The organism is Streptomyces sp. NBC_01498, assembly GCF_036327775.1.
Classification (GTDB): Bacteria; Actinomycetota; Actinomycetes; order Streptomycetales; family Streptomycetaceae; genus Streptomyces.
Window position 1 is genome coordinate 6303083 of record NZ_CP109598.1, and the last position, 12275, is coordinate 6315357.

The 12275-nt window shown below is 72.1% G+C and carries 10 protein-coding genes and 1 pseudogene; 8 read left to right on the top strand and 3 right to left on the bottom strand.

The features are described from left to right. Positions 1-28 precede the first annotated feature (28 nt). From ribH to OG875_RS26990, 6 genes and pseudogenes are all read left to right on the top strand, one after another. The gene (gene ribH, locus OG875_RS26965; RefSeq protein WP_330176821.1) at positions 29-514 is read left to right on the top strand and encodes a 6,7-dimethyl-8-ribityllumazine synthase; all 486 of its coding nucleotides are present in this window, start codon (positions 29-31) and stop codon (positions 512-514) included. Positions 515-548: 34 nt separating this feature from the next. Then, positions 549-821, top strand: a complete 273-nt coding sequence (locus OG875_RS26970; protein WP_023543014.1) for a phosphoribosyl-ATP diphosphatase — start codon at positions 549-551, stop codon at positions 819-821. A 72-nt stretch (positions 822-893) separates the two neighbouring features. Beyond that, positions 894-1742: an ATP phosphoribosyltransferase gene (gene hisG / locus OG875_RS26975; protein ID WP_330176822.1), complete on the top strand. Its 849-nt coding sequence runs from the start codon at positions 894-896 to the stop codon at positions 1740-1742. 58 nt (positions 1743-1800) lie between these two features. Next, positions 1801-2274, top strand: a pseudogene (locus tag OG875_RS26980) (PH domain-containing protein); the annotation flags it as partial. A 311-nt stretch (positions 2275-2585) separates the two neighbouring features. Next, positions 2586-4046, top strand: coding sequence for a hemolysin family protein (locus tag OG875_RS26985; RefSeq protein WP_330176823.1), 1461 nt, complete (start codon positions 2586-2588; stop codon positions 4044-4046). Next, the gene (locus tag OG875_RS26990; protein ID WP_330176824.1) at positions 4043-5152 is read left to right on the top strand and encodes a hemolysin family protein; all 1110 of its coding nucleotides are present in this window, start codon (positions 4043-4045) and stop codon (positions 5150-5152) included. Before OG875_RS26985 ends, OG875_RS26990 begins: the two co-directional genes overlap by 4 nt. Before the next feature lie 126 nt (positions 5153-5278). Here OG875_RS26990 and OG875_RS26995 read toward each other — a convergent pair whose 3' ends face one another. Then, complete coding sequence (locus OG875_RS26995; protein WP_330176825.1) at positions 5279-7192, bottom strand: AAA family ATPase; 1914 nt, start codon at positions 7190-7192, stop codon at positions 5279-5281. Positions 7193-7554: 362 nt separating this feature from the next. After that, positions 7555-8184: a hypothetical protein gene (locus OG875_RS27000; RefSeq protein WP_330176826.1), complete on the bottom strand. Its 630-nt coding sequence runs from the start codon at positions 8182-8184 to the stop codon at positions 7555-7557. Positions 8185-8436: 252 nt separating this feature from the next. On the opposite strand from OG875_RS27000, the gene OG875_RS27005 reads away from it, so the two are divergent. Then, positions 8437-9822, top strand: a complete 1386-nt coding sequence (locus OG875_RS27005) for a peptidase C39 family protein (RefSeq protein ID WP_330176827.1) — start codon at positions 8437-8439, stop codon at positions 9820-9822. A gap of 319 nt (positions 9823-10141) precedes the next feature. After that, positions 10142-10804 (top strand): TetR/AcrR family transcriptional regulator, encoded by a 663-nt coding sequence (locus OG875_RS27010; protein WP_330176828.1) that lies wholly within the window; start codon positions 10142-10144, stop codon positions 10802-10804. Between the two features lie 166 nt (positions 10805-10970). On the opposite strand, the gene OG875_RS27015 is transcribed toward OG875_RS27010, so the two are convergent. Next, a complete protein-coding gene (locus OG875_RS27015; RefSeq protein ID WP_330176829.1) occupies positions 10971-12218 on the bottom strand; it encodes a glycoside hydrolase family 18 protein in 1248 nt (415 codons plus the stop codon). Positions 12219-12275: the final 57 nt, after the last annotated feature.

Sequence of the window (12275 nt, forward strand, 5' to 3'; positions counted from 1 at the left end):
ATCGGTACCCGGAACAACAGGAGACACATTGAGCGGCAAGGGTGCACCCGAAATCTCCGTCCGTGACAGCGGCGATCTGCGGGTGGCGGTCGTCGCGGCCCTCTGGCACGAGAAGATCATGGACGGACTCGTCGACGGCGCCCTGCGCGCCCTGCGGGAACTGGGCATCGCCGAGCCGACCCTGATCCGGGTCCCCGGCAGCTTCGAACTGCCCGTCGCCGCCAAGGTCCTCGCCGACCGGGGACACGACGCCGTCGTCGCCCTCGGCGTCGTCGTCCGGGGCGGCACCCCGCACTTCGAGTACGTGTGCCAGGGCGTCACCGAGGGCCTGACCCGGGTCGCGGTCGACACCGGCATCCCGGTCGGCTTCGGCGTCCTGACCTGCGACACCGAGGAACAGGCCCTGGACCGGGCGGGACTTGAGGGCTCCCGCGAGGACAAGGGACACGAGGCCGTCACCGCCGCCGTCGCCACCGCCGTCACCCTGCGTACCGTCGCCGAACCCTCGCGCTGACGGCCCCGCCGGACCGCGTAGGCTAGGCCGCACCATGCCGAAGAAGACGTTCGAGGAGCTCTTCGCCGAGCTTCAGCAGAAGGCCGCCACGGGCGACCCCAGCACCTCCCGCACCGCCGAACTGGTGGACAAGGGAGTGCATGCCATCGGTAAGAAGGTGGTCGAAGAGGCCGCCGAGGTGTGGATGGCCGCCGAGTACGAGGGCCCCGAAGCCACCGCCGAGGAGATCTCGCAGCTGCTCTACCACGTCCAGGTGATGATGGTCGCGCGCGGGATCTCCCTCGACGACGTCTACGCCCATCTCTGAGCACCACCTCCGCCGGCGGCCGTTCCGCCGCCGCACCCCCACGCACACCTCACAGGTAAGGAAGCCGGTCCCATGCTGCGTATCGCCCTCCCCAACAAGGGTTCACTCTCCGGGGCGGCGTCGGCGATGCTCCATGAGGCCGGCTACCAGCAGCGCACGGAGTCCAAGGAACTCGTCCTGGTCGACCCCGAGAACGAGGTCGAGTTCTTCTACCTCCGCCCGCGCGACATCGCGCTCTACGTGAGCGCCGGCCGGCTCGACATCGGCATCACCGGACGCGACCTGCTGCTCGACTCCGGCGCGGGCGCCGAGGAGATCCTGCCGCTCGGCTTCGCCCGCTCCACCTTCCGCTTCGCCGCGAAGCCCGGCACCGCCGCCTCCGTCGCCGACTTCGCCGGGCTGACGATCGCCACCTCCTACGAGGGCATCGTCCTCAAGCACCTCGCCGACACCGGCGTGGACGCCTCCGTGGTCCACCTCGACGGCGCGGTGGAGACCGCCGTCGAACTGGGCGTCGCGCAGGTCATCGCGGACGTGGTGGAGACCGGCACCTCCATGCGGAACGCCGGACTGGAGGTCATCGGCGAGCCGATCATGACGTCCGAGGCGATCGTCATCCGCCGCAACGGCGCGGACACCGGGGACCCGAAGGTCCAGCAGTTCCTCCGCCGGCTCCAGGGCGTCCTGGTCGCCCGTACGTACGTGATGATGGACTACGACTGCCGCGCCGAGCACCTGGAGCGCGCCGTCGACCTCACCCCCGGCCTGGAGTCGCCGACCGTGTCCCCGCTGCACAACGAGGGCTGGGTCGCCGTCCGCGCCATGGTTCCGGCCCGCGAGGCGCAGCGGATCATGGACGACCTGTACGAGCTCGGTGCCCGCGCCATCCTCACCACGGCCATCCACGCCTGCCGCCTGTGAGGCGCCGCGGGGATTCACCGGACCCGAACGACCCGAACGACCGGAAAGACCCGATCCGATGACCGTGCCGGCCGCGCAACCCGCGCCCTCCGACCCGCCCGCCCCGCTGCCCGTGACGTTCCGCCCGAACGGCACCCGGATCGTGCTGCTCTCCGTCGGTGTCGTCATGCTCGCCGTCATCACGGCCATGGCGGTGGCGCTGGAGAAGCTGAACGCGGGGGAGCGGGTCAGCTTCATCTTCGTCGGCCTGCTCTTCTTCGGTGTGCTCTGTCTGCTCAGCCGCCCGAAGGTCGTCGCCGACGACACGGGCGTCACCGTCGTCAACCTCACCCGGGTCCGGCGGCTGGAGTGGGCGGAGATCCTGCGCGTCAATCTGCGGGTCGGCGACCCGTGGGTCTTCCTCGATCTCAGCGACGGCACCAGCCTCCCGGTCCTCGGCATCCAGCCGGGCATAGCGCGCCGGAAAGCCGTACGCGACGCGCGGGCACTGCGCGCCCTCGTGGCGTCGCGCGGCACGGGCGACGACACCGCCGCCGACAGGGCCCCCGACGCGGCCGGCGGCCCCGCCGCGCACACCGGCACGGACACGCCCACGGACACCGGCAGGGACACGCGCAGGGAGACCGGCACCGGCACCGGGACGGACACCGGTCCCACGTGAACATTGCGGTGCCGGTCCCAGTGGCTACTCTGGGGGCGGAGGCGCCGAGCGCGCCCCGCCCCGCGTCGAACGGCCGTGTGCACCGGCCTGCGGGGCATCCTGCGACCCGAGGAGTGATTCCCTCCAGCAATGGACGGATCATCCGGTAGTACCCGCGCCGCCGCCTTCGAAGAGGCGGCGGCATGACCATCCCCCTCCTGCTGCTCGGCGCGGCATTCCTTCTCATCCTCGCCAACGGCTTCTTCGTGGCCGCCGAGTTCGGTCTCGTGACCGTCGACCGGCCGGACGCCGAACGCGCCGCCGCGGCCGGCGACCGCCGCGCCCGCGCCGTCGTCCGGGCCCTGCGCGAGCTGTCCTTCCAGCTCTCCGGAACCCAGCTCGGCATCACGATCACCTCCCTCGTCGTCGGCATGCTCGCCGAGCCCGCGCTCGCCCGGCTCCTCGACGGCCCGCTCACCGCCACCGGCCTCCCCGACGGCGCCGTGTCCGGTGTCGCCGTGGTGATCGGTGTCCTGGTCGCCTCCGCCGTACAGATGGTCATCGGCGAACTCGTGCCGAAGAACTGGGCGGTCTCCCGCCCGTTGCAGGTCGCGCGGTTCGTCGCCGGACCGCAGCATCTGTTCGCCACCGTCCTGCGCCCGGTGATCACCCTGCTCAACGCGGTGGCCAACCGGCTGGTGCGGCTGTTCGGCGTCGAGCCGACCGACGAGCTGGCCTCCGCCCGTACCCCCGGCGAGCTGGTCTCGCTGGCCCGGCACTCCGCGCTGGCGGGCGCGCTCGAACAGGACACGGCGGACCTGTTCGTCCGCACCCTGTCCCTCGGCCACCTCACCACGCAGCACGTCATGACCCCACGGGTGAAGGTGATAGCCCTCCAGTCCGACGCCACGGTGGCCGACGTGCTCAATCTGACCCGGGCCACCGGCCTCTCCCGCTTCCCCGTCTACCGGGAGCGGATGGACGAGATCGTCGGCATGGCCCATCTCAAGGACGCGCTCGCCGTGCCCGCGCACGAGCGGCAGCGGGTGCCGGTCGGCCGGATCTCCGTACCGGCCCAGCTGGTGCCCGAGACACTGCCCGCGCAGCAGCTCCTGGAGCGGCTGCGCAACGAGCAGCCCATCGCCGTGGTGGTGGACGAGTACGGCGGCACGGCCGGGGTCGTCACCCTGGAGGACATCGTCGAGGAACTGGTCGGCGAGGTCCTGGACGAGCACGACAGCGCGGGCGACGGGCGGCCCGAACTGGTCCCGGTCACCACCGACGACGGCCGCCCGACCTGGGACGCCGAGGGCAGCTGCCGCGTCCACACCCTCCAGCGGATAGGACTGGCGGTCCCCGACGGGCCGTACGAGACGGTGGCCGGCCTGGTCGCCGATCTGCTCGGCCGGATTCCCGCGCCGGGCGACCGCGCGGACCTGCCCGGCTGGCGGCTCTCCGTCCGCCAGGTCGGGCGCTACCGGGCCGAACGCGTCCGGCTGGTCCGTACGGCGGGCGCCCCGCCCCCGGCTGCCGTGGCGGCACCCCCGCCCGCGCCGGTCCCGGCGTCGGCCCCCGCCCCGGCGGTGACACCGTCCCCGCCGGCGGCCTCCGCCCCGGTGTCGGCCCCGGCCTCCGCCCCCGCCCAGCCGGAGGCGGCCCGGTGACCGTCCTCCAGCTTCTCTTCGCCGTCCTGCTCGTCCTCGCCAACGGTTTCTTCGTCGGGGCCGAGTTCGCGCTCGTCTCCGTACGCCGCAGCCAGATCGAACCGCTGGCCGCCCAGGGATCGGCACGCGCCCGCCAGGTGCTGCACGGTCTGGAGAACCTGCCGCAGATGATGGCCGCCGCGCAGTTCGGCATCACCGTCTGCTCCCTGACCCTCGGCGCCGTCGCCGAGCCCACCGTCGCCCATCTCCTCGAACCGGTCTTCCACGCGGCCCATGTCCCCGACGGCCTCATCCACCCCCTGGGCTTCGTCATCGCCCTCGCCCTGGTGGTCTTCCTGCACCTCGTCATCGGCGAGATGGTCCCGAAGAACCTCGCCATGGCGGCCCCGGAACGGACCGCCGTCTGGCTCAGCCCCGGACTCGTCGGCTTCGCCCGGCTCTGCCGCCCCGTCACCGCCGCCCTCGGCGCCTGCGCCACGCTCGTCCTGCGGGCGTTCGGCGTCGAACCCAGGGACGAGGTGGAGGCCGCCTTCACCAGCGAACAGCTCAACCGGCTCGTGGAGGACTCCGGCCAGGCCGGGCTCCTCGAACCGGCCGAGCAGGAGCGGCTGGAGGACGCCCTGGAACTCGGCTCCCGCCCGGTCACCGACGTCCTGCTCACCCGCGCCGGACTGGTGACGGTCACCCCCGCCGTCACCCCCCGGGAGATCGAGGAGCTGACGGTGCGCACCGGCTTCTCCCGCTTCCCCGTCTGCGCCGACAACGCCGGGGTGTTCATGGGGTACGTGCACGTCAAGGACGTCCTCGACCTGGAGGAGCGGGAGCGCGCCGTACCGCAGCGCGTCTGGCGGCCGATGACGACCCTGCGGGCCGAACTGCCCCTGGACGACACCCTCACCGTCATGCGCCGGGCGGCCACCCATCTCGCGCAGGTCGCCGACGCGTCCGGCCGGGTGCTTGGCCTGGTCGCGCTGGAGGACGTCCTGGAGATGCTCGTCGGCGAGGTACGGGACCCCTCCCACCGGCGGGCGACCCGGCCGGTGCCGCTGCGCACCGGAGGCACGGGCACTCCGCCCGACCTCTCGGACCAGGTTCTCGCCCGCTGACGGGGCCGGGTCCGTCGGGGGCCCGCGCGCAGGGACCCCCGGGTGCCGGACCACGACCGGTCCGGCACCCGGGGACCCGCGCGCCCGGTCCGCGCCGCGCGCTGGCCGGGCCCCGACGCGTCCGTGTCAGAGCGCCGGCGGATCCCCGGCCCCGCGCCCCCGGTCCACCGGACCCCGGCCCGACAGCACCTCGCCGTACGCCTGCATCAGGTCCGGCAGCCGCAGGGTGGACAGGTCCTCCCGTCCCGGTGTGCCGGCATAACCGGAGAGCCGCAGATCGCGGTAGGCGCAGCTCTTCTCGTACAGAGTGCGCAGGAAACGCCCGTTGCCCAGTTCGTCGATCCAGCCCTGGTCGATCACATGGCCGCTGATGCTGCTCAGTTCGTCCAGCGACTCCTCGTCCCACATGTCGTCGTTCTCGGCGGCCAGCACCTCGCCGATCGCGGTCAGTTCGAGCGGGCGGTAGCTGGGGAAGTCGATGCGCGTCGTGAAACGGGACGAGAGCCCGGGGTTGGTGGCGAGCAGCCGGTCCATGCCCTCCGGGTAGCCGGCCAGTATCACCACGAGATGGTTCCGGTTGTCCTCCGCGCGCTTCAGCAGCACCTGAAGGGCCTCGTCGCCGTACGCGTCCCCCTTGCTGTAACCGGAGTTGGCCAGGCTGTACGCCTCGTCCACGAACAGCACACCGCCGAGCGCCGAGTCGATCAGCTCGTTGGCCTTCACCGCGGTCTGGCCCAGGAACTCGCCCACCAGATCGGCCCGTTGGGCCTCCACCAGATGGTCGCCGCCCAGCAGCCCCAGCGCGTAGAAGACCCGCCCGAGGATGCGCGCGACGGTCGTCTTCCCGGTGCCCGAGGGACCGGAGAAGATGAAATGCCGCTTGGGCGGCTGCACGGGCAGCCCCTGACCTGCTCGTAACCGCGCCATGTTGAGCTGCGCGGACAACGCCTTGACCTGCCGTTTGACCGGCTCCAGACCGACCATCCGCTCCAGCTCGGCGAGCGCCTCGGCCAGCAGGACCGGGTCCGTCGGCCGGTCGGGGAACTGCGGGGGAGCGGGCTGCGCCGGCACGCGCGCCTTCTCCCGGATGCCGTCCGCCCGGCCCCCGGGGTCCACCGGACCGCCGCCCGTCCCGAACGGCGACTGGCCCTCGGCGCCCGGCCGGGGATCGGGTCCCCCCGGGAACTCGCCGTCCGCCCCCACGTCCACCGTGTCCTGCCCGAACCCGGCCAGCGCGATCGACGCCAGACCGGCCGGGTCGTCCGCCCCGTCGTAGCCGTCCGAATCGGTGATCGCCGCCAGCCGGGCGGCGGTGTCCATGAAGGTGGGGTCGATACGGTGCACGGCCCGGTACAGCGGCAGGGCGGCGGCGCTCCGGCCGGTCCCCTCGTGCGCCCTCGCCAGCCAGTAACGCAGCTCCTTGCGCTGCGGCTGTTCGCTGCGGCACCGCATCAGTGACGTGGCGAGCAGTGGCTCCGCCTGCCCGTACATCTCCAGCCGCACCCGCGCCATGCCACCGAACAGACCGGCCTCGATACCCAGCAGCGGGTCGTTGACGAGGGATTCGGTGTGCCGCACCAACTGGTCCCAGTCCTTGACCAGATAGGCGCGGCAGGCGTGCAGGAAGCGCACGTGCGGGTCGGTGTCCACGGGCGGCAGCCCGGCCAGCGCCCGGTCCAGCTCGGGCACATGACGGCCGTCGAGCCAGTGCGAGGCGTGCGCGAGCAGCAGATCGCGCCGGCTCTCCAGCACCGGCTGCACCCACCAGCCCAGCCAGTACCAGGAGTTGAGGGTGCGGCGGTGCCGGGAGCGCTGCTCGCCGAAACGGTCCCGGTGCCGGTACATGTGCAGCAGCGCGGTCGTGGTGTCGACCCGTAGCGCGTGCAACCCGAGCCAGCCGTCGGCCATTTCGGGATCGAGCCGTACGGCCTCCCGGAACTCGTCCTCCGCCTGGGGGTACGCCCCCATCGTGTAGGCGTCCACACCACGTACCCACGCGAGATCGGCCGGGGCCTGAGCGCCCTGCGTGCCGATGTCCATCCGGCCCCCCACAACATGACCCCGTGATGTCCCGCCGGGCGGGCGCCCGTCGGCAGAGTGTGCTGAACCACCTTGTCGCTAACGGGAATTGACCCCCCGAGGGGCATCGTACCTGCGCATAGGGGGCGCGACTAAGGGCGCAGCCGTCGCACGCGCACCGGCGGTGACCCAGAGTGACAGTCGGGTGGGCGGCGGTGCGGGGGAGGGCGGGAGGAGGGCAGAACGAAGCCCCCGATCACGGGGGAACAACCGGGGGCCTCGCGTCTGGGGCGGCTCCGAAAAGCCGCACATTGAGAACGTAAGACCTGCCCCGCCTCTTGGTCAAGCGGAGTTGAGGCCCTTCGAGGCTGATTTCCGACTGCTCAGTATGGAGTCGGCATCCCGTCACCGTAGGTGACAGGCCGGTCCGCCGGCGCGGTCGCGGCGGACCCCGGCTCCCAGAGGTAACCCCGCTGCCATTCACGCACCAGCACATCCGCGAACGGACGCGACGGATCTGCCGCGAAATGCCGGGTCTCCGCCTCGGTCCAGGTGTCCCAGAAGGCCGACAGGCCCGCCCCGTCGCGCGCGCGGCCCCGCCGCCACGACTCCTCGGCGCTCCGCTCCATCCACAGCAGCCTCGCCAGCCACGGCCGTACCGCCGCCCGGCCCGCGCCGACCCCCTCGATCAGGACGACCGGCGCGGGGGGCACGGGGCGGGGCGCGTGGAAGCGCCGCAGGGTCCAGTCGTACGGCGCGTACCGCGCGCCCGCGCCGCGCGCGAGCGGTTCGAGGACGCCGTCGGTGAGTCTGTCCGTCCAGTCGAAGAACGCGTCGTGGGAGGCCAGATCGTCCAGCCGCAGCACGGGCGCCCCGCCGAGCGCGGCGGCGAGCCGTGCGGCGAGGGTCGTCTTTCCCGAACCGGCGTGCCCGTCGACCGCGACCAGCCGGACGGGGCCGCAGGACGGCGGCAGCGCCCGCAGGGTCATGGCGGCTTCGATGAGAGCGTCCATCCGGTCACCCTACGCACGCCGGGGCCGGCACGGGCGCGAGTACCGCCGATGCCCGCGCCCGCCCGGCCACCAGGAAGGGGACAGGGGACAGGGGGACGGCGCCGCGAGGCCGCGGAACAGCGGGTCGCACCAGTGGTCGAGACCAATATTGGTGGCGATGACGCGGCACGAAGTGCTGGCAGAAGCCGGACCGGGCCCGCGATAGTGGGCGCACTCTGTCGTGCACCAGCCCAGTGACCCCGGGGGTCCCCCATGAACCACCCAGCCTCTGCCGGGAACAGCCCGGCGTCGCGCCGTACTGTCCTGGCCGCGGCCCTCGCCGCCGCCGGCGCGGGCGCGCTGTCCACCGCCGCCCCCGCCGTGGCGGCCTCTCCGGCCGCACCGTCCGGCCGCCACCACCCGCGGAACGGTCTCGTGGACAACCACTTCTGGACATCCTCCGCCGACTGGCGCGGCGGCCGGGGCGAGGGCACGAAGGCCCTGTCCGGCGGCCGGTCCGGTCTGGTCATCGCCACCCCCGTGGGCAGCACCGACTACACCGACCCGCACACCGGCACCACCAGCACCTGGGAGTACGCCACCTGGACCTCGCCCGTCCACCGCTCCGGCGTCCCGGCCACCGAGGCGATCGCCTCCTGGAACGCCACCACACCCGCGGGCACCTGGATCCAGACTGAACTGCGCGGCACCTACTCCGACGGCGCCGCGACTCCCTGGTACGTGATGGGCCGCTGGGCGTCCGGCGACGGTGACATCCGGCGCACCTCCGTCGACGACCAGACGGACGACCGCAGCAGCGTCTGGACCGACACCTTCGCCATCGACGACGCGGCGAGCGGTCTGCGGCTGGTCTCGTACCAGCTGCGCCTCACCCTCCACCGCAAGCCAGGCACGACCCTCACGCCCACCGTCCGCCGGGTCGGCGCGATGACCTCCGACATCCCGGACCGCTTCACCGTCCCGGCGTCCGCGCACCAGGTGGCGCGCGAACTGCCCGTACCGCGCTACTCGCAGAACACGCACGTCGGCCAGTACCCGGAGTACGACAACGGCGGCGAGGCGTGGTGCAGCCCCACCTCCTCGCAGATGATCATCGAGTACTGGGGCCGGAAGCCCACCGCCGAGGACCTGGCGTGGGTGAACCCGGACTTCGCCGACCCCCAGGTCTGCCACGCGGCCCGGTACACCTTCGACCACCAGTACGACGGCTGTGGCAACTGGCCCTTCAACGCCGCCTACGCCGCCACCTACCCGGACATGAACGGCGTCGTCACCCGGCTCGGCTCGCTCGCCGACGTGGAGCGGCTGATCCGCGCGGGCATCCCGGTCATCACCTCGCAGTCCTTCCTGGAGTCGGAGCTGACCGGCGCGGGTTACGGCACCTCCGGCCATCTGATGACGGTGATCGGCTTCACGGCCGCCGGCGACGTCATCGCCAACGACCCCGCCTCGCCCAGCAACGAGGCGGTCCGGCGGGTCTACAACCGCCGTGAGTGGGAGAACATCTGGCTGCGCACGAAGCGCTACAACGCCTCGGGCGGCGTGTCCTCGGGCACCGGCGGCGTCTGCTACCTCTACTGGCCTGCGGAGCCCACGGCGGCCCAGCGCAAGGCGCTGGAGACCGTCGGCGTGCGCTGAGGCCGCCGGGTCCGGCGGCGGTACCCGTGTGACAGGGCGTGGGGAGCGGATCTGAGGAGATGACACCGGGTCAGGACCTCCGTCACTTGTCCCTGGGTCACTTGTCCCTCGGTCATAGCTCCGTCGTCACAGAGCCTCCGGACAGGGCGTGCTGACGGTTCGTCGGAGGTGTCGGCGCGGGCGCCGGGGTGATGCCGTTCACCCCGGCGCCCTCGCGTGCCGCGACCGGAGAGCGCTCACCCCGGCCGGTCCCGCCCTCCCGCGACGGGTCTGCAATACTGCGGATCTCCTGTGACGGCCGAGACGGGGAAGCGCGGACTTGAACGACAGGCAGCAGCGTGGCGAGAGCGAGCGGGCGCAGCAGCGCCGCTCCGAACTCATCGCCACCGGCCGGAAGTTGTTCGCCGACACCTCGTACGACGCGCTGTCCATGGACGACATCGCCCGGCACGCCGGTGTCGCCAAGGGGCTGATCTACTACTACTTCAAGAACAAGCGCGGCTACTACCTCGCCATCATCGAGGACTCCGTGGGGGAGTTGGTCTCGCTCGCCGCCGGGGGCGGCGATCTGCCGAACACCCAGCGCGTCCAGCGCACCGTCGAGGCGTATCTCCGGTTCGCCCAGTTCAACGAGGCCGCCTACCGCACGATCATCACCGGCGGGGTGGGCTTCGACACCCAGGTGCAGGCGATCCGCGACGCGGTGCGTACCGGACTGGTCGCCACCGTCGCCCAGGGCGCGTACGGCCGCCAGGACATCCCGCCGATCGCGCGGCTCGCCCTGCTGGGCTGGCTCAGCAGCGTCGAGTGGCTGACGCTCGAATGGCTGGAGCACCGCGAGGAGTTGACCCGGGAGATCCCGCGCGACCTGCTGGTGCGGATGCTGCGGCACACGCTCAACACGATCGAGGAGTTCGCGCCGGAGTGCCCGGCGCCGCCGCCGGACCCGGACTTCCGTCCGTACACCGGCCGCGACACCTGAACCGGCCCGTACACGGCGCCGCACCACGGCAGGCCGCGACGGCGGAGCGGATCTCAGGCGGACGGGCGGATCTCAGGCGAACGGGCGGGGCGCACGGGAACGGGCGGGGCGCACGGGAACGGGGCGGGGCTCGGCGGCCCCGCCCCGTCCGCCCTTCCTCCGTCGGTCAGTTGATCGCGTCGATCAGCTCACCGTCGGCCGTGTCGCCGCTCAACTCCCAGAAGAACGTGCCTCCGAGGCCCTGCTGGTTCTTGTAGTCCATCTTGGTACCGATGGTGGCGGGGGTGTCGTAGCTCCACCAGTTGGTGCCGCAGTGCGCGTACGCGGTCCCGGCCACCGTGCCGTTCGCCGGGCAGGTGTTCTTGAGGACCTTGTAGTCCTCGATGCCCGGCTCGTACGTGCCCGGCGCCGCACCCGTCGCGCTGCCGCCCGGCTCCGCCCGGGTGACGCCCGTCCAGCCGCGTCCGTAGAAGCCGATGCCGAGCAGCAGCTTCTCCGCCGGAACCCCCTTGGCCTTCAGCTTCGTGATCGCCGCGTCGGAGTTGAAGCCCTCCTGCGGGATGCCGTCGTACGACGTCAGCGGCGAGTGCGGGGCCGTCGGACCCTGCGCCGCGAACGCGCCGAAGAAGTCGTACGTCATCGGCAGATACCAGTCGAGGTGCTGGGCCGCCGTGCCGTAGTCCGTGGCGTCGATCTTGCCGCCGTCCGAGCCGTCGGCGGTGATCGCCGCGGTGACCAGGTCGCCGCCGAACTCCGTACGCAGCGCCGACACCAGATTCGTGAAGGCGTCGGGACCGCTGGTGTCGCAGGTCAGACCACAGGCGTTCGGGTACTCCCAGTCGACGTCGATACCGTCGAAGACATCGGCCCAGCGCGGGTCCTCGACCAGGTCGCGGCAGGACTTGGCGAACGCGGCCGGGTTCTGTGCCGCCTCGCCGAAGCCGCCCGACCAGGACCAGCCGCCGAACGACCAGATGACCTTCAGACCGGGGTGGAGCGCCTTGAGCTTGCGCAGCTGGTTGAAGTTGCCGCGCAGCGGCTGGTCCCAGGCGTCGGCCACCCCGTCGACGCTCTGGTCGGCGGTGTAGGACTTCTCGTGGTCGGCGAACGCGTCACCGATGACGCACTTGCCTCCCTGGACGTTGCCGAACGCGTAGTTGATGTGTGTGAGCTTGTCGGCCGACCCGGAGGTCTCGATGTTCTTGACGTGGTAATTCCGGTCGTAGACACCCCAGTTGGCGAAGTATCCGACGACCTTCCCGGCAGCGGCTGTGGGGGCCGCGCTCGCCGGGGCCTTCTCCTGGTCCGCCGCCGCGCTGCCGGCACCGGCGAGCAGGGACACGCCGAGAACGGCCGTACAGGCGGCGGCGACGAGCGCCCGGAAACGGGCGCGGGGACGGTGCGGTCCGAGCATGAGGTCTCCTCGTGGGGGAGGGAGAGCGCGTCCGGGACATCGACCTGTCATGGACGC